General features: G+C 31.8%; 23 protein-coding genes. 22 read left to right on the top strand and 1 reads right to left on the bottom strand.

Annotated features, from left to right (window positions below; all coding sequences use genetic code 11):
* Positions 1-17 precede the first annotated feature (17 nt).
* The 7 genes from J2S19_RS18525 to J2S19_RS18495 all read left to right on the top strand — a co-directional run bounded on the left by J2S19_RS18525 (position 18) and on the right by J2S19_RS18495 (position 5135).
* On the top strand, positions 18-1343 hold the full coding sequence (locus tag J2S19_RS18525) for a hemolysin family protein (RefSeq protein WP_307344824.1): 1326 nt from the start codon (positions 18-20) through the stop codon (positions 1341-1343).
* 145 nt (positions 1344-1488) lie between these two features.
* The gene (locus J2S19_RS18520; protein ID WP_307344822.1) at positions 1489-2016 is read left to right on the top strand and encodes an RNA polymerase sigma factor; all 528 of its coding nucleotides are present in this window, start codon (positions 1489-1491) and stop codon (positions 2014-2016) included.
* Positions 2000-2767, top strand: a complete 768-nt coding sequence (locus J2S19_RS18515; protein WP_307344820.1) for a hypothetical protein — start codon at positions 2000-2002, stop codon at positions 2765-2767. The genes J2S19_RS18520 and J2S19_RS18515 overlap by 17 nt, the downstream gene beginning before the upstream one ends.
* 152 nt (positions 2768-2919) lie before the next feature.
* A complete protein-coding gene (locus tag J2S19_RS18510; RefSeq protein ID WP_307344818.1) occupies positions 2920-3396 on the top strand; it encodes a YjdJ family protein in 477 nt (158 codons plus the stop codon).
* 190 nt (positions 3397-3586) lie between these two features.
* Positions 3587-4105, top strand: coding sequence for an RNA polymerase sigma factor (locus tag J2S19_RS18505; RefSeq protein ID WP_307344816.1), 519 nt, complete (start codon positions 3587-3589; stop codon positions 4103-4105).
* A complete protein-coding gene (locus J2S19_RS18500) occupies positions 4089-4892 on the top strand; it encodes a hypothetical protein (RefSeq protein ID WP_307344814.1) in 804 nt (267 codons plus the stop codon). Before J2S19_RS18505 ends, J2S19_RS18500 begins: the two co-directional genes overlap by 17 nt.
* Positions 4893-5135, top strand: coding sequence for a hypothetical protein (locus tag J2S19_RS18495; RefSeq protein WP_307344812.1), 243 nt, complete (start codon positions 4893-4895; stop codon positions 5133-5135).
* Positions 5136-5816: 681 nt separating this feature from the next.
* On the opposite strand, the gene J2S19_RS18490 is transcribed toward J2S19_RS18495, so the two are convergent.
* Positions 5817-6332, bottom strand: a complete 516-nt coding sequence (locus J2S19_RS18490; RefSeq protein ID WP_307344810.1) for a hypothetical protein — start codon at positions 6330-6332, stop codon at positions 5817-5819.
* A gap of 270 nt (positions 6333-6602) precedes the next feature.
* On the opposite strand from J2S19_RS18490, the gene J2S19_RS18485 reads away from it, so the two are divergent.
* The 15 genes from J2S19_RS18485 to J2S19_RS18415 all read left to right on the top strand — a co-directional run bounded on the left by J2S19_RS18485 (position 6603) and on the right by J2S19_RS18415 (position 17892).
* Positions 6603-7592, top strand: coding sequence for a C45 family autoproteolytic acyltransferase/hydrolase (locus J2S19_RS18485; RefSeq protein ID WP_307344808.1), 990 nt, complete (start codon positions 6603-6605; stop codon positions 7590-7592).
* A 189-nt stretch (positions 7593-7781) separates the two neighbouring features.
* On the top strand, positions 7782-7973 hold the full coding sequence (locus J2S19_RS18480; protein WP_370875176.1) for a helix-turn-helix transcriptional regulator: 192 nt from the start codon (positions 7782-7784) through the stop codon (positions 7971-7973).
* A 20-nt stretch (positions 7974-7993) separates the two neighbouring features.
* Positions 7994-8395 carry a DUF2178 domain-containing protein gene (locus J2S19_RS18475; protein ID WP_307344804.1) on the top strand — a complete coding sequence of 134 codons (402 nt, stop codon included), beginning with the start codon at positions 7994-7996 and terminating at the stop codon, positions 8393-8395.
* A 298-nt stretch (positions 8396-8693) separates the two neighbouring features.
* On the top strand, positions 8694-9437 hold the full coding sequence (locus J2S19_RS18470) for an aminoglycoside phosphotransferase family protein (protein ID WP_307344802.1): 744 nt from the start codon (positions 8694-8696) through the stop codon (positions 9435-9437).
* A 195-nt stretch (positions 9438-9632) separates the two neighbouring features.
* Positions 9633-10130 carry a GNAT family N-acetyltransferase gene (locus J2S19_RS18465; protein WP_307344800.1) on the top strand — a complete coding sequence of 166 codons (498 nt, stop codon included), beginning with the start codon at positions 9633-9635 and terminating at the stop codon, positions 10128-10130.
* A gap of 156 nt (positions 10131-10286) precedes the next feature.
* The gene (locus J2S19_RS18460) at positions 10287-10457 is read left to right on the top strand and encodes a Fe3+ hydroxamate ABC transporter substrate-binding protein (RefSeq protein WP_307344798.1); all 171 of its coding nucleotides are present in this window, start codon (positions 10287-10289) and stop codon (positions 10455-10457) included.
* Positions 10458-10524: 67 nt separating this feature from the next.
* On the top strand, positions 10525-10944 hold the full coding sequence (locus tag J2S19_RS18455) for a YhfM domain-containing protein (protein WP_307344796.1): 420 nt from the start codon (positions 10525-10527) through the stop codon (positions 10942-10944).
* A 585-nt stretch (positions 10945-11529) separates the two neighbouring features.
* The gene (locus J2S19_RS18450) at positions 11530-12207 is read left to right on the top strand and encodes a VanZ family protein (RefSeq protein WP_307344793.1); all 678 of its coding nucleotides are present in this window, start codon (positions 11530-11532) and stop codon (positions 12205-12207) included.
* Positions 12208-12309: 102 nt separating this feature from the next.
* Complete coding sequence (locus tag J2S19_RS18445; RefSeq protein WP_307344791.1) at positions 12310-12795, top strand: hypothetical protein; 486 nt, start codon at positions 12310-12312, stop codon at positions 12793-12795.
* Positions 12796-12870: 75 nt separating this feature from the next.
* The gene (locus J2S19_RS18440; RefSeq protein ID WP_307344789.1) at positions 12871-13623 is read left to right on the top strand and encodes a GNAT family N-acetyltransferase; all 753 of its coding nucleotides are present in this window, start codon (positions 12871-12873) and stop codon (positions 13621-13623) included.
* Between the two features lie 264 nt (positions 13624-13887).
* Entirely contained in the window at positions 13888-14058 is a 171-nt protein-coding gene (locus J2S19_RS18435; protein WP_307344787.1) for a hypothetical protein, read from the top strand.
* Between the two features lie 131 nt (positions 14059-14189).
* On the top strand, positions 14190-14726 hold the full coding sequence (locus J2S19_RS18430; RefSeq protein WP_307344785.1) for a sugar O-acetyltransferase: 537 nt from the start codon (positions 14190-14192) through the stop codon (positions 14724-14726).
* A gap of 491 nt (positions 14727-15217) precedes the next feature.
* On the top strand, positions 15218-15532 hold the full coding sequence (locus J2S19_RS18425) for a helix-turn-helix domain-containing protein (RefSeq protein WP_307344782.1): 315 nt from the start codon (positions 15218-15220) through the stop codon (positions 15530-15532).
* Positions 15533-16012: 480 nt separating this feature from the next.
* Positions 16013-17233 (top strand): peptide ABC transporter permease, encoded by a 1221-nt coding sequence (locus tag J2S19_RS18420; protein ID WP_307344780.1) that lies wholly within the window; start codon positions 16013-16015, stop codon positions 17231-17233.
* Positions 17230-17892 (top strand): ABC transporter ATP-binding protein, encoded by a 663-nt coding sequence (locus J2S19_RS18415; RefSeq protein WP_307344778.1) that lies wholly within the window; start codon positions 17230-17232, stop codon positions 17890-17892. Before J2S19_RS18420 ends, J2S19_RS18415 begins: the two co-directional genes overlap by 4 nt.
* Positions 17893-18768 lie beyond the last annotated feature (876 nt).

Here is an 18768-nt window from a genome sequence, read left to right as displayed (position 1 = left end):
TTTTGTAAGACTACTTATTGACGACGCTTAACATATTTTTGATTATTTTATTAATTGCATTAACAGGATTTTTCGTTGCGACAGAGTTTGCCATCGTGAAAGTTAGGATGTCAAAAATCGACCAATTGATTGCTGAAGGAAGAAAAGGGGCAAAGGCTGCGAAAAAGGTCGTTACCCATTTAGATGAATATTTATCAGCATGTCAACTTGGTATCACGGTAACAGCTTTAGGATTAGGTTGGCTCGGGGAACCGACTGTTGAAAAAATCTTGCACCCATTATTTGAGAGCTTGAGCCTTAATGAAAATGTTACACACATCTTATCATTCGGGATTGCGTTTGCGCTCGTTACCTTTTTACACGTAGTTGTTGGGGAGCTAGCACCTAAAACAGTCGCAATTCAAAAAGCAGAAACGGTAACGTTATTATTTGCAAATCCGATTATTTGGTTCTATCGCATCATGTATCCATTTATTTGGTTCTTAAATGGTTCAGCGCGTGTCTTAGTCGGCATGTTCGGTCTTAAGCCAGCATCTGAGCATGAATTAGCCCACTCAGAAGAAGAACTACGTATTCTCCTTTCTGAAAGCTATAAAAGTGGAGAAATCAATAAAAACGAATTAAAATATGTGAACAACATTTTTGAATTTGATGAAAGAATCGCCAAAGAAATCATGGTACCACGAACAGAAATCGTGACCATCTCAATAGATGATACATCTGATGACATCTTTGAAGTCATTAAAAACGAAAAATATACGAGATATCCGGTTGTCGACGGTGATAAAGATAACATTGTCGGATTCTTAAACATTAAAGAATTGTTAACAGAGCGCTATACAGCTGGTGACCGATTCAAAGAATTCTCAATTAAATCCTATATCAACCCAATCATTACCGTAATCGAATCAATCCCGGTCCATGACCTATTGTTAAAAATGCAAAAAGAACGAACACACATCGCGATCCTCATTGATGAGTACGGCGGTACATCAGGCTTAGTAACCGTTGAAGACATCCTCGAAGAAATCGTCGGCGAAATCCGTGATGAATTCGACGAAGATGAAGTAGCCGAAATCCGTAAACTAAATGAAGGTCACTTTATTTTAGATGGAAAACTACTATTAGAAGATGTAAACAATCTACTAGGGACAAATTTCATCGATGAAGACATTGATACAATCGGTGGCTGGTTCCTCACACAAAAATTCGACCCACATGTCGGCGTCGAAGTAGAAGAGGACGGCTACTTATTTAAAGTCCACGAAAGCGACGGACACCACATTCACTATTTAGAAGTTATGAAAGTGAAGGGGAAAGTTCTCTCGTTTCAGGACGCGTAAGAATGAAAGGATAGATTTTCAGGAGGTATATCCTGAGAGCTATCCTTTTTTTTGTGGGGAAGCACTAAAAACTTTAGCAAAAAACAGAACTTTTTTAGTACACTTCCGTCTAAACAGTGACTTAAAAAAAGGGGGATTAAAGACTGTGAATAGAGATAAAAACAAAGCAATCATTGCTTGGTATGAGGAATTCAATGAATCCATCTTCAAATTTATTTTTATGATGGTACAGGATTATCAATTGGCAGAAGACTTAAGGCATGAAACGTTTATAAAAGCGTTTGTTCACTATGATTCGTTTAGAGAAGAATCCAGTCCAAAAACTTGGTTATACTCTATAGCACATAATGTTACGGTAGATTGTCTCCGTAAAAGAAAACCAATTATATTGCTGAAAAACACTTTTCAATTGCATAAAGATCCTTCTAAACTACCTCACGAACACTTGGAATTAAAAGAGGATTTAAATGAGCTATACCATGTACTTAGTGCATTAAAAGAATCACATCGAAAAGTCATCATTCTTAGGAAAATAAAAGAGTTTTCTATTGAAGAAACGGCATTAATTTTAGGTTGGTCTGAAAGTAAAGTAAAATCGACACTTTATAGAGCGATTCAAAGATTAGAAAAAGATATGCTGAAGGAGGGCTATTTTAATGAAAAAACAGTCTGAAGTATCTATATTTGACAGTGATTTAAAGAAACTAGAATCTGAGTTTGTTTGGCATCATGCGAAAAGCCCAGACCTAAAAGCAAAGTTACTAAAAGATATGAATAAGATCGAATTAAGAAAAAAGGTTACGATTCCACTTGGAATTTTATTAAGAATAAGTGCAGTTGGAGCTTTATTGTTGATCGTGTTTATAATTGGAAAGCATGAACTAATAGTTAATCAAGACGCGAAAACGGGCAGTGGCACTGAAAGTATTGAACACTATTTGTTAAAACAAGAACAAGCCAACCAAGATACAAAAGTTACATATACAGCTAGTGAACAAAATCAATTTGAAGGGCTAGATGGAAACGAGGCAAAGATTCCCTTAACAATTGATTCATCTATACCAAGGGACTTACGAGATGATGTCGAATTTATAAGTGGTGAACCAGAGATTACTGTAAGTAAGAGCGATGGACAACTATTTGCTGAAGCAACCTACCCTTTGTTTAACGGAGAGTCTATTACGGTTAAAGCTATTGAAAATTTATATGGTTCAATAAATGAAATAAAAAAAGTACTAGAACCAACGAAATTAAAATCGGAAAAAATCTCTATATCTCATTTAGACGCACTTCTATTTGAAAATGGGGATAAAGCGCAATCTGAATTACTCCTTATTACAGAAGGGAATTTATATGTAATAAAAGGTGGAAATGAAGACTCAGCTTTAATTAAAGTTGCTGAACAAATAGAATTAAGTAAATAATTGTTTGCCTTTGAATACTGATGACTTCTCATGAGGAAGGTTATTATTTAATAAAAGTTTTGGAGATAGGAGAAGAATGAAATGGAATGTGAAAATTCTACTACTTTATTCGCAAATTTTAAAAACTGCTTAAAAGTATTGAGGTTATTAAGATGATTCGGTTTATTATACAATTCAGTGTAGTCTCCATATTTCTTTTATTTTCCACAGTTTTTGCTTGGTATGAGGGAAGTGCCATTTTAGATAATCCTTGGGAATGGAAATATTCTACACCATTTACACAGCTATTGTATGGAGTTGTAAGTAATAAAAACGATATTTCACAGCTGGATTACTTTGTTTATGCTGCTAAATTTCAACCCACTTTCCCGATAATAATGGTTTTGTGTTGTTTATATTTGGTGATTCTTATTGGGTTTTATATCTTGAAGCAAAAAAATTATTGGTTTGCTTATTATCTATACTTTTTAAGTGGAGTATTATTTCTATTTTATTATTTCACTTTGCATTCTCCTACTATAGGTGGTCACCTACTGGCTTCGATATTTTTAATATGTGGAATATCTTGCGGATTAACTTCCTTACTAGTGCATCTCAAGTTAATTAGGAATAGCAAGTTACCAAATTAAATTATTGAGCAAGGCAATACCTCTGCTTATTTTATAAGAAATGAAAATTACTTAAAATAAAATTTAATAATATAAAAGGAGATTCAAATTTAATGAATCTCCTTTTAATAGTATTTAATCAAAAACATAAAAAATTCGTGACGAACTACTTTTATATCGCGTCTAAGTATGTAGTAAAGGGGGGAGAAAGTTGGAAAAAGATGAACTAACAGATTGGTTTGATCAATATGGTCAAGCAATTCTTACTTACATACTTTTAATGGTAAGAGACTATCAGCAAGCGGAGGATTTAACTCAGGAAACTTTCATAAAAGCGTTTAGAAACCAACACAAATTTGAGCAAAAATCATCAGTGAAAACGTGGTTATATGCGATTGCGCATAATGTGACAATAGACTATTTTCGAAAAAAACACCCATTACAACATTATTTAGGTTTAACCATGAGAGAAGCAGATGACAAGCCTATACCGGAGCAAATTGTAACAATGAATGTTCAAAACGAGCAATTATACAAGGCAATTCAACAATTAAAACCAACATATCGGCAAGTCATTATACTAAGGAAGCTAAAAGAATTTTCGACAACAGAAACAGCACGCATCTTAAACTGGTCAGAAAGCAAAGTGAAAATGACACTAAAAAGGTCATTAGTAGAATTGAAGACTGAATTAGTAAAAGGAGGGATCACGATTGAACTTTTCCGATGAACAATTTAGAGATTTAGAAGAAGAACTTAATTTAACAGAAAAATCGAAAGCTCAACTTAGAAGTAGAATTATACATTACGTTGATCAAAGTAAAAAGCGAACGTTCAAAGCATATAAATGGATTACTGCTACTATATGTATTTTGCTTATTTTCACATCTCCATTCTATTCGAAGACAATGGCAAAAATCGTTGAGAAAATTTTACCAATTACAATCAATTCAAGTTATTCAAATGAACAAGATCATTCTGATATAACCACCCAAGTTTTTGAATTAGTCGAAAAGGAAGGGTATACAGTTAATTCTGTTGGGGCATTACCATCACCATTTACAATTGATATATCACTCTTTTTGGACAATACCACTTTGAAGCAAGCTAAAGAATTCCTCGAACCAAAAGTAACAAAACTATTGTCTGATAAAGGCTATGATGAATATAAGTTAAAGTTTATAGAAGCACCTGCAATGTCTGAAACACATTCAGAGGAGGAATTTAAAGAAAAATATCATTTAGCTGAGAAAGTACATGAAATTGTAAAGAATGTATTTACGTCACATGGATATGCTGAGGAAGTTGATGATATATTAATAGGGTTTGAGTCTAAAAATTTTACAATTGAAGTACCAAACCATGTTCAGGAATTAACTAACATAGCAGCGGATATAGAAAAAGAAATAGAATCAAAACATTTAGATGTAAAAGATATTGAAGTTACTACTTACAATCTTGAACATCGTAGACAAGATAATCGCTGGGGTACTATCGCATCTGATATTTATCATTAAATGGAAGGAAAATCGACCTATCAACTGACAGGATTTTCTTATAAGGTAGAGAAAGGGCATACTGATGTTAAGATGAAAACGGACTTTGAGGAACAGCCTTCAGAAGAAATTAGAAGTTATATTGAAATGAAGATACAAGAATATTTTTCTTTACAGGAAACTAAAGAACAAATAGAAAATGATAAATATACAATTCGGTTCTTATTAAAGAATGGCGAAGCTTTTTTGACTATTAAAAATTGAATACAGACCAAACGTAATCTTAATGGATAGTGTTTACTATAGTTCCAAATAAAGAGATTGTGTTTGGTTTAGGTAGAAGGTGCGATACATCAATAAGGAGGTATCGCATTTTTTATTTACTAAAGTTAGTATTATAACACTTTAATAATTACCTAGAATAACTAAATATATTATGTTAATATATACCTAAAAATGGAATAAAGTAGTTTATATTATAGTTGTAAAATGAGGGATATTTGTTGCTAAAGAAGAAAAAGAATATTTCGTTATATTAATTGCAATACTCCTACCACTATTAACAGGTTGCCCAGGTCTGTCAGAATATGGCCTTGAACTACCCGGAGTATATTGAGATATCATCAAGAATATATACTATAGGGTGCAAATACTTCAACAAAGGAGTATAGAATTTCTTGTGTACTAAGGAAGAAGTTTAGTAGAATAACACCTTAAAATAATACAATCCTCCATCCAATATGGATGAAGGATTCATAGAAGGAGATTGAAATCTAATAAGGACTTGGTCATCGACCTTCCATTGCTAAAGATGGTTATTGGTTACAGGTAACGATGTAATAGGTAATTGGATGATTGGTTTGCCATTCGCCATTACAATTCTACTTGAGAACACAAAAAACATCTCCTTCTACGCCTTGAAGCGGAGTCTCACCACTTCAAGGTTTAGAAATACTTTTCACTATCAAAATCTAATTCTACAGAGTAGTTTTTCGCATTAATTAAATTTGACAATCGATTCGCTTGACGCTCAATTTCTAAACCTTTTAACCGATACGCTTCTGGATCAAACATCGCCACTTTAAGAAGGGTTACACCTTCACTATAAGAAAATGAAAACTCCTCTTTAGGTGCTGCACCATATTCCTTATATTTACGAGCTTTTGCCCGTAACTGCGTAGCAAGTTCGATTGCTTCTACAATCGTAAATGATTCATCATTAAAAACAATTTCGTTTTCAATATTCGCTTTATACATAAGTTTGTCAAGCAAACGAAAATCCTTGCGAACTTCTTCTAAATCTACTTCGACTTCAGTCAATCTGCGAATCTGTTCTGGTATGTTACTTCCTTTTTCAATGTCTATAAAAGCGACACGATCCATTTCTTCTTCTAACTCATGGATTCTTTTCGATAATACGCTCTTTAACTTAACAGCTTCAGCAAGAGAAATCTTAGGCATGGCATAAGCTCCTTCTATCATTTACATATTCTGTGATATGAGATTACTATTCTATCAAAAATCTTTCAACATTAAAATTTTTAATACAAAAAGATTATGAAATTATGTGCTCAAACGCAGGGGGTTGGTACTTCAGATAGGAGGTATCGCTTTTTTAATTGCACTTAAGGTGGAGTAGTTAAATAGATAATATTTGTCGTCAATATTGACCAATAGGAATGTATGTTCTATAATTTTACAGTACGAACTGGGAATTAAAGGGGGAATTGGATGTACCATCCACGATTAAGAGGAGATTATTACGATGTAGGAAAACATTATGGAAGCATTTTATATAAGAATGGATTTCGATTTCCTGATGTTTCGAATGAAAAGATGGATTATGGAAATGATAGTTTACCGTATCTACAAGACTTCTATCCAGATATAATCAACGAGATTAAGGGATTTGCTGATGCTTGTCACACTCCGTTTGAGCAAGTAGCTGCTTTTATTCTATCTATCGGGATCTTCGATATAAGTGCCCAATGTAGTATATTCTCTTATTATAGTAATGGTGAAATGATTGTTGGCAGGAACTATGATATGTTAACGAGCGTTAAGAAGTTAACAGAAAGCTCTTTAGTATGCATGAAAAATAAATATCGTTTTGTCGGTCATTCTGATGTGTTTATCGGAAAAGTAGACGGAGTAAATGAAAAGGGTTTATTTATTGGTATGACCTTGGTACCTGATGAAAAAGTTAGACCTGGTGTTAACTTTTACTTTACTGTTCGATATATTTTAGAGCATTGCCAAAATGTAAAAGAAGCAATTGAAGTACTTAGACATTTTCACACTTCTCTTAGTAATAATTATCTCATTGCTGATAAAAGTGGCGAGATGGCTGTTGTTGAAATCGGACCAAATCACTTTAACGTACGGACACCAAATGCAAATGAATCATACATAGTTTGTACGAACCATTTTAAACATCAAACGTCTCAACCAATTGCCACATGGAGTAAAACGACCGAGCGAAATACAAATATCGTAAATGAGTTAAATAGTAAAGAACAACTAACAGAAGAGCAAGCAAAACAAATTATGTCAAATAGCGAGGGTTTCGTTTGTTTGAATTTGAAGAAATACAATTTTGGAACTCTGTATTCACTCGTTCTAAATCTAAATAAGTTAGCAATCAAAAGAGCAGAGGGAGCACCAAACAGGACAAAATATAAAGATGATAATAGATTAATAGATGAAATATTGAAACTATAGTAGTTTATCCATTAAAGTTAATGAACTAAGTGAGCGGTACTTTAATAAAAGTATCGTTTTTAATATTTAGTAAAATATTAACAAAAAGTTCCGCTCTATGTGTAAAAAATGTTTGACACTAAATTGAGGATTTATTATGATAAAGGTGTAAAGGATATTTTACAGGTAATTTATGGGGGTGGTTACTCTTTGCAAAATAAGATTAAGGAGTATCGTGAAAAAAAAGGGATTTCACAAGGAAAGTTAGCTGAACTTTGTCATGTAACGAGGCAGACGATAAATGCGATAGAAAATCATAAATATGCACCAAGTTTACAATTAGCTTTTGATTTAGCAGAGCAACTTGGAGTAAAGATTGATGAACTTTTTTACATTAAATAGAAATTGAAGAGGTGTGTAAGATGGGGAAATTAAAGAAATTTAGTATTATTTTATCTTCTTTGTTATTGGCGGTAATTTGTGGTTTCGGCGTGTTTGAATGGTTAAAAAATGGAATCATTAGCCTCAATGCAATATTTGCAGGATGTCTTTCGTTAGCATTTTTATTTAATTCATTAACCTGGGGAGATATGCAAGGAGACCATGCAAAGGATGAATTGGACATGCACATAAAAACGCAAAGTGCAAAAATAGGTTATTTTATTTTAATGATTCTTTCTTTAATAATCTTAGTCATTTCCGAGGGGGTAGGTGTTGTGAATAATTTCAATGAAATTAAAAATCTCCCTTTGGCATTGGTTGTATGTTTAGCCTTTACCGTTCTTCCGATAACAGAGTATCTATATGCAAAAAAGTATAAGTAAACAAAACTACACGATCGATTTAATATTTTATTAGGACGCAGGTTAATTTTATAAATATAGGAAAATTCTGTAACCCCTTTGCCGTATCCTCGTATTACTATATGTAATCTATAATAAGAATAGAGAAACTAAAGTGGGTAACATCTATTCTTGGTAATTGTTTTAATGGGAACTAGAAGGATATTACGTGTAAATATGATTAGAACCGGATACCCAAGATGTGCAATTAGCAGTATGTAGTAGGATTACAAGATGATTCTGTCCAACTAATGAGGTCTTACCTATGAGGAGGAATTCAATGCATTTAGGTACTCCAATCGCAAAAGGAAATACAGCAGAAGTTTATCTTTGTAATAACAAAATTATCAAAGTGTTTAACGATTATTTGCCAGATACGGAATCGATAAAGGAAGCGAATAAACAAAAATATGCTTATTCTTGCGGGCTTCCGGTACCTAAGGTTTTAGATGTTACTATAATTGCCGGAAAACAGGCAATAATTATGGAATATGCGAAGGGAGAAACGTTAGCTGATTTATATTTAAAGGATAAAAACAAAGCAGTGTTTTACCTTACGATTTCAGTCGAAGTGCAGCAAGAAATTCATAACATTATTCCAATTGAAATCGAGAGTATGCATGATAAATTATCCAGACAAATTCAGGCCGTGAATTCTTTAGATAAGCGACTAAAATCGCATTTAATAAGAAAATTGGAATCGATGACATTTGAAAATAGGCTATGTCATGGTGACTTTCATTTATATAATTTGATTAAGACCGAGAACCAAGTAGTAGTTATTGATTGGGTAGATGCGAGTTCAGGAGATATTCGTGCTGATGTATATCGCACATATCTTATCTATTCACAATATTCAATTGAATTAGCAGAATTACATTTGAAAATTTACTGTGATAAGAGTGGATTGGTAAGAGAAGAAATCTTTCAATGGGCACCTATTATTGCTGCTGCAAGATTATCAGAACATGTCACATCGGACCATTCAGAACGACTTATGGAGATTATAAATAAATTATGCTAATTTAAGAGTTTATTAATCACATTCAAGTATTAAATCACATGGAAGATTTTAAGTTAACGTTGTGAAGTTAAGTAATTAAAAGATTAAAAAGATACGCATTTAAATAATCAGCATTGTTTTAATATGAAATATCACTTTTCTATTCAACTTTGATATATATACGTAATAAATTACTAAAAATAGGATGATTATGTAATGATTATTAGAGAAATTAGAACTTCCGATGCAGAAAAATTAACATCTCTTATCCAGCAGGTTGAGGAAAACTCTCAATATATGCTTTGGGAAGAAGGAGAAAGAAGTCTTCAACCTGAAAATCAACTAAAGATGATTGAGATAATGAAGAAAAGCGAAAATTCTACAATCCTTATCGCTGAAGATGAAAATAAACTAGTAGGCTATTTATTAATTAATGGTGGGAAATCTAGGAGAAACAAACATTCTGGTTATATTGTTATTGGAATTCATAAAAAGTTTAGAGGAAAAGGAATTGGAACATTATTATTTGAAGAATTAAATCAATGGGCTTTCAAGCACAACCTACATCGCTTAGAATTAACCGTCGTCACTCGAAATAAAGCAGCCTTAGCTCTATATCAAAAAATAGGTTTTGAAATCGAAGGAACAAAAAGAGATTCACTGTTTATAAATGGTGAATACCTGGATGAATACTATATGTCAAAAATATTATGAGTTACATATCTTAACTGGTAAGTGCAATAAGATATACTTTTATTGTTTTCGAAATAGTTTTGGTAAAATTCCTTCCTTAAAGTCGATTTTGATTAGGCATATAGCTTACATTTGATTAATATAAAGGAAGATTTATTTATTTGAGGAGGATTAGTAATGTTGTGGGATAAACCTAAATGTATGGTTTGTGATAAAGAAATTAATGAAGATGACGTTGTTTTAGTGAAAATGCGTTACCCTAAGCGAAAGGGATTTACAGAGATAAAAGCATATTTAAGAAACGAAGGCAAATTCATTTGTGAAGCTTGTTATAAAAATAAATCCTAATAAAACTTTTATTTTAAGAACGATAACAGGATAGTTCAAAAAACTAAATAGATAAAGAGGAAATAGATTGAAAAAAACGATATTACTTTTTACCATACTAGCTGTTCTTTTCATGACTTCAGGTTGTTTAAGCGAATTGAATGGACAAAAAATAACTGTACAGAAACGAACCGGTGAAGAAAATATTTTTGAAGACTTTAACGAAATCACTCAAAAAAACCAGGTAAAAAAAGCGATAGATATCGTTAATAACGCAAACTGGGAACATGTAAAAGTTGAAATGGCAGAATATGCAGACTACCAATTTCAATTTCCACCAAAAAATCGTAAATCTAATGAACATAAAATAGCCTCATATTTACTATGGATTAGCCCAAATAGTGAAAATGTAGAGTTACATACCGATAGCGATAGACACGTGAAATTAAATAGGCAAGATTCAGCAGACCTATATGAAATTTTAACAGGAGAAGCGTTGATAAATTAATTTCATAACTATAAAATTATTTTTCTTCAACTAACAAATAATTTAAGGTTAGGGATTGCTGCTGCATTTATTTACGTTAACTAAATATTATTAAATGAGTTGGACACAAGGTTTGAAGATGAACACTCGATTCTAAAGTGCATTAACCTAATATTTGGATACAAGATAAGTGATTAAACAAATTGAATTCAGTCGACTTGTGAACAGATGAAATAATTCGATATCAGGGGCGTTATTTAAATAGATAAAGTAAGGAGTAGAAGAGCTTGGCCATTTTTGCAGAAACCTTACGGACAATTTCTACCGTCATACTAATTATTAGTTCCGCTATCTATTTATTGCATTTGGAAAAAGCAAAAAAGCAACAAAAACTATCAACAGTGGATTTTATCATGTACATAATAATTCAGGTTGCTTATTGTTTGTGTGCAATCAGTTTATTGATTTTTGTATTTATTTTGTGATTCTTTTTTTAAATACTCACTTTTAAACGAATTGCTGCGATGCTTTTGCGAAGTATTATCGCTTTTTTATTGCACTATAGATGCAAGTACACTGAAAAAATTTAAGAGTAGGAGATAGATAATGACGAAATACATATTATTAGTTTTCCCACTTATTTTTTACGGGGAAAGCCTTTGGTTTTATTATAGAGAGGGGCATGTTGAATCTTTAATCCTAGAGGTTCTTCTCCATTTTGCTATTATCTCAATTTGTATGATTTTTCTATTAAAACGCACAAGATTACAAAATGTATTTGATTGGTTTATTGGTATCTGTTTCACTGTGTATTTTTGCATATTGTATCAAAATACGGTTGAATATACGCTCTATTTGGAAAATGCACATTATTCATTAGAAAATTTAAGCTTCATAGTTCATTCTGTAAATTTATTACCTATAAAAGGAATGATAGATGTTATCCGTTATAGCCCAGATGCTTTGTTTCAAATAATTGGGAACCTAATCATGCTTACTCCATTTGCCTTTGCAATGCTTTATTTCAAGTGGGCAAACAGTGCCAAACAAACGATTTTGTACTCATTTCTTTGTACTACTGGAATTGAAATCGTACAGTTAGTACAGAGTATGTTAGGGACCATGTTTGACATAGGGATGGGAAGAAGTACTGATATTGATGATGTAATATTAAATACAACAGGTGCTGCGATAGGTATTGGCTGTTATTTTCTATGGAGAAAAATTGAGCAATTTTTTAGTGGAACGAAAAAAAAGTCTTATGTCGCTAATTATATGAAATAGACAATTTAGTTAAATCAGTTCTATGGGTATTCATACAAAACTGGTCTGGTGGCTTGTTTTAAAATCGATAGACAAATGTATCTTGAGAACGGAGGCACTCGAGTGTTTTTATACCATATGGTCATTCAAAACGAGCTTGGGGGAAATATAAGTCCGAACAGGGTTTTAAAAGAAGGATTAAATCATAGAACAGCAACAAGATGGTATTCAAGGGGTGCTAATTTCTTTCCAGAACTAACAGAACGTTGTAGACCTGTAAATGTACCAAAGTGGATTGATTTTAATGTTGCTTTCGGCGCAGATTTGGAACCACATGAAAAACCATATTATCGTTTCCCTGTATTTAGTGAAAAGATTTTGGTTTTTAACTTTGATCTATCAAGTGATTTATTTTCTTATATTGAAGATAGCTATGATGGAGGCAGGGGCTACTTTGTTGAAGGATTACCATCAAAAGAGAATTTAATGAAACAGTATTGGGATAGTATGCTTCCGTTGTCAGAGTATTTAGAGCAGAAACCTTATAATAATCCTGAACTTTATATTTTTGAAGAAGTTCCAGCAAAGTTAATTAGCTATATAGAGTAAAAGAATGTTCAACTAAAGGGTACCAGTAAAAGAAGGTAACTTTATTTCTATCAAAATTATTAGAAAGGAGAGTTTATGACAACAAAGCAATTAATACAAAAAATAGAGGAACTTTCCATGAATGCCTTACCTGCATTGCAGACGAATGTTTATGATGGTTGGATCGTACGGTTTGCAGATGGATATACAAAGAGAGCAAATTCAATCAATCCTATTTATTTTTCTAAGGAAGACCTGAATAGCAAAATAGAAAGCGCTGAACAGCTCTACCGTAAAAGAAATTTAAAGGTTGTATATAAGATGACTCAACAGGTATTTCCTGAAAACTTAGATAAAACTCTCGAAAAGCATGGATATTTCATTGATGGGTTGACAAGTGTTCAAATGTTACCATTGCGTGATAGTAATATTGAAATAGGACATAAAGCAATTGTTTATGACACTTTACACGATAATTGGTTGATGAATTTTTATAGATTGAATAATATCTGTGAAAAAGACCAACGTACGTTAAAGCAAATGTTACTTAATATCATACCTAAGTCTTGTTATTTTTTGTTAAATGATGAAAACGATGAAACACTTGCTTGTGGAATGTGTGTATTAGAAAGTGAATACATCGGCTTATTTGATATAGTAACAACTGAAAAGTACAGAAATAAAGGTTTTGGAAGTAAGCTTGTTCAACATATTTTACAATGGGGTAAGGATAATGGAGCAAAATATGCTTATCTTCAGGTGATGTTAAATAACCTTCCAGCATTAAAGCTTTACTCAAAATTGGGGTTCGAGGAAATATATAGATATTGGTATAGAATAAAAGAATAACCGATTTCCCATTCGAGTAACTGGAAAAGTTATTTATAGTCATTTTACACCTGTTGATGACATCAATAATGGATTTGTTAGAGTTAACACAGTGGAACCGCAAAAGATTCAATCAAGAAATGAAATGCCTTTTGAAGAAATTGATAAATAAAAATATTTAAAACTCCCAACTATCGTATTTACTAATTTTATGACACAACTAAAGGAGCAAGTTTCTTAAAGAAAGACTTTGGATCTTTAAGGTATGTAAAAGAGGGGGATATTATGGGGTTAATGAATCCTGCTGGAATGATAATAGTTTTAGTGGTCATTTCTTTGATTGGAATTCTGATATATAAGATTGTTAAGTCTATGAAGAAATCAGATGATGATTCAAAAGATGTGAAATTAAAAGAACTAGAAACAAGAGTGGATAAATTAGAGAAAAATAATTAGGTGTATTTTTTTGAACTAAGGATGCGATACTTCAATAATAAAGAGGTATCGCATTTTTTGTTGTCCGAAATATACAGGTTACTTGAAGAAAATAGGGTATTTTATAAATAACTGAAGAAAGGAGACTAGATATGGAGGAAAAAGAGAAAATCTACTACGAACGAGGTACGGATGAACTAAGGTTGAAAAATATCATTGCCCATAAACTTGTTCAAGAGTTTAATCATTGTCCAATAGAAGATTCAGAAAGAAAAAAGGAAATTATCAATGAATTATTCGGTAGTGTCGGAGTAAATCCGAGTATTGAGCATAATTTCCACTGTGACTTAGGATACAACATCCATATTGGAGACAACTTCTATGCTGGTTACAACTGTACGATATTAGATATGGCAGAAGTAAAGATTGGTGACAATTGTATGATCGGTCCCAATGTTGGAATATATACGGCTGGTCATTCAATCGAACCAAAAGACAGGTATAAAAGTGGTTATGGCATACCAATTACAATTGGTAACGATGTTTGGATTGGCGGAAGTTGTGTTATTTTAGCTGGAGTCACGATTGGCGACAATTCAATTGTTGCTGCCGGTTCTGTCGTTACAAAAGATGTTCCTGCTAATACAATAGTGGCTGGTAATCCAGCAAAGATATTGAAAAATATATAAAGTTAAATCAGACAAGTAATAGAGGTTTTAACACATATGGAGTATCCTTGCTGAAAAACGCACAGACTCTCATGGTGATGCGGGTTGCAGTTGGGTAATAAATACACGACATTTATCATTTCTTCGATTAACTGTGTATCGAACATAATAATTACAACAAGCCTTTGGAATTAGTTTAGCTCCAAAGGCTTTTAATTACGATCACAAAGATTATGTTTGCTCCGTCTGTACCTGCATTTTTTGCGGCTTCTCTAACTAACGGAGCAGGACAGAACACAAGTTGAATGGATGGGTTAATGTTTCAGAGCATTTCGTTGTTGAGAGACGTTTTACCCCGGCTACCGTTAAGAAATATTTTCATATCCGATTGACCTTATAATACGAACGTTTCAGTTTAGTTCAATTAAAATAAATCGATCACTTTAAAAAAAGTGTTCATTTTTTTACTTTCAAAAAGGATTTGGATAATAAACAATAATAATATAATGTAAATGGGTAATTTTTTATTGAAAAACAATAAACGATGTATTAAAATTATTATAATTAATATCGATGTGATGCTAACGAAAAGAAAAATGAGTGTAACAGAATTATCTGAAAGAGTTGGAATAACAATGACTAACCTTTCTGTTCTGAAAAATGGAAAGGCGGAGGCGATTCTATTATCAACTTTAGAAGCTATTTGTAAAGCTTTGGAGTGTCAACCTGGTGATATTTTTGAATACCAGAGTGAATCGACTTCAAACACAAAGAATAGATTTTTTTTAGGGGGAGAGATATGGATATTTCAAAACGTATCTTACTAATAGGTAATTTAGCTTACTCCATGCCAAATTTAAGGCGTAGTTTATGAAATATTCTTTATTTAGATTTTTCGACGTTTTTGAGGCGTTTGCTATCTACCTAATCTGTTTTGCTTCAAACTTAATATTTATTTATGTAAAAACTTTGAATTTAGAAGGTTCTTTTATTTTAAAGTCTTTTGTTAAAAGTATTATAGACTATCAATTTATAATAAATATTTTTCTTACATTTATTGTAATAGTCTTTCACTATCAATTTTTAAACCGTAGGAAAACAGAAATAGCCTGCCGAATACTTGTAGGAGATACAATGGTCAATATTATAATCCGATATATCTTGAATAGTCTTACTATATTATTGTTTAGCTTTTTACTATCACTTTCATTAAACTTCTATTTACGGCTGAATGTAACCAGCAATCTCTACTTAGTATTTATTTTTATTATATATATATTAATTAGTGCAGGTCAGGTGAAAAAAGAATGAGAATTTTACAATTTTTTATAACGAGAATATTTTTAAAAAGATGGATACTTGTTTTGGGTATGATAATATTACTTTTTTTAGCTAATTATCTTTCTTTTACTACTGCTCGTTCAATTATTTCAACTTTTCAAGGTTATCAAGAAATAGAAACTCTGAATAAAGAAGGGACTTTTATAGCTAATCTGGACCCAAATAGTGAAGCTGATTTTGATAAAATTAATATAGATGATACTCAAAAAGTATATGAATATTTAAACAAAAATTATACTTATGCTTTGCAAGCCGATGGTTTTGTCACTTCATTACATAATAAATATGAGATGAAAGTTTCTATCAGTTATATCAACGAAGAGGCTTATAAGATAAATCAATTTAGATTATCTCAAGGAAACCACTTAAACTTCAATTATAAATTTAATAATGAAAAAATACCTGTTTTAGTAGGTGCAGGTCTAGCCACAAACTATCCTATAGGGTCAAATATTGAGATTACAGATCCTGCCACCCAACAATTAGTCATTTTAAAAGTTCAAGGAGTCTTGAAGGAGAATACTCATCGTTCTAATTTTTATGCTCCCAATTCAAAGAACTATTTCAATTTTTCAATTTTATTACCTGTTAATGAAGAATTTATTCAAAGTGCTGGTCTTGACTTCCACGTTAATGGTTTGATGGACATTGCGCTTCTTGATTCGACTGAAGAGATAGCAATAAATTTAAAGGTACATATCCAGGAAAATCTAGGTTTAGAATTTAACTTTTTTAATCAACAAGAAAACTTTAATTACTTTGAAGATTACTATGTATATTCATTAAAAATCATCTGTACTATCACCTTTATTTTACTCATAATCATTGTTTGTCTAGCTACCTGGAATACTTTGATAAGTATTCGATTAATGATAAAAGATTTTACAATCAATTTATTAGTTGGATTAAGTTATTCAAAACTAAGATCAATTTTTTATCGTTATTTTGGAATATTGTTTTCTATTAATTTAGTCATATTATTTGTGATAACCGCTTTCAATAGGTACGGCTTTTGGTTAAGAAAAGACTCAATTTTTGCTACTTACGGAATATTTGGCTTAATAAGTATGGATTGGATTGCTTTACTTATTGTTCTTTTTATAGATTTTATTATCGGGTTTACGATTGTTGAACTTACGCTAAGAAAAGTTAAAAGTATTCCGATCTCCATGGGGGTGTTAAAATGACTAGTTTAATTAAACTAGAAATCCAGAAAAAAACATTCAAGAAGAAAGGTTTTTCTATTTTAAATGATTTTGAGTTGAAAGTTGAACCTGGGGAAAGACTTTCTATTATAGGGGAGTCTGGAGTTGGAAAAACTTCTTTGCTTAATATTATTGGTCTACTTGATACACAATATCAAGGGAGCTATAAGCTTTTTGATTCATCTGTTAAGGAATTATCACGAACTAAACTAGCTGAGTGGCGTAATCAAAAAATTGGTTTTGTTCTTCAGGAGTCCGCACTAATTCATTCTCTGACCATAGAGGATAATATTAAATTGCCCCTTATGTATGCCAACATTGAAAAAGACCCAACTGTCCAAGATCACTTTAAAAGAATTATTAATAAAATTGGAATTGAGTCCATTTTGAACAAAAAACCGCTTGAGTGTTCTGGTGGCCAACGATCTAGAGCTGTTTTTGCTAGGGCTGTAATTATGAATCCCCAAATAATTTTATCAGATGAACCAACTGCGTCTTTAGACTTAGCAAATAAAGAAAAAATGATCAATCTACTTTTTGATATGAATAAAGAGTTTAATACTACACTTATTACAGTGACTCATGATTTAGATTTAGCCAATCGTCATCAACGAGTAATTACTCTCGAAAGGAATGAATAAAATGGGATTCTATACAATGATCATGTCATTCATACTTGGTATATTCTTTACCATTCTTGGTGTTTCTCGTAGGAAACGTAACTTTTTATACAAGTTTTACCTAGTTCTAGGAATCATTCTCATTCTTTTTGCTGTTTATCTAGCAAGGCCTCATTAAGAATCATAGTTATATAAATCATAAATGAGTTATATTTGGTATCTGAGTCTGAATTTGTTAGAAATCACCTGAATTTGCCAATGCATAACAATATAATCAAGAAAGAGTAGTGTTGTTTGCTTATTAATTTAATTACTACCGTCAACACTTATTTTTAACATAAAATTTCAATGCTTCTTAAAATAAATTGGAGATAACTGTTAATGTGATAATTTTCCTTATTTTAGAATTTAATAAACGCTCAACTTACGATGAAGAGATGTCTAATCTAATTGAAGGAAAAACTGTTAACGAGATTAGTATAATGGATCTAGAAAAAGTAATAGGCAGCTTATATCACTGATACTAATAATCTAGAATCAATACTTAAAGTTTAAGCTCAAAGAAATGGAGAATTTCGAACGTCCAGTCTATACTTTTTTCCTTAAAACAGGTAAATACAGTACCTAACGTTTATGATATAAGAATTAGAGAAGAAATGGTTATCTTTTGTGGTCATTTATGTTCTGTTAGGGATGACAATTTACATTACGAGGTTGTTAATGATTTATTTGAAAACCACCGCATAGAATAAAATTCCTTATTTATTAATCGAACGGGTGCGATACCTCACCAAAGAGGTATCGCTATTCATATTGAACTAAAATGTAGAATCGTGAAAGAAGGAATATACAATTCGAATGGAGAATATTCAGTCGTAAGAAGGTATTGGAGCAATT

This window comes from Metabacillus malikii, from assembly GCF_030813355.1.
In the GTDB taxonomy this organism is placed as follows: Bacteria; Bacillota; Bacilli; order Bacillales; family Bacillaceae; genus Metabacillus; species Metabacillus malikii.
The sequence above is the reverse complement of the archived record's forward strand: the minus strand, read 5'-3'. Positions and strand labels throughout refer to the sequence as shown.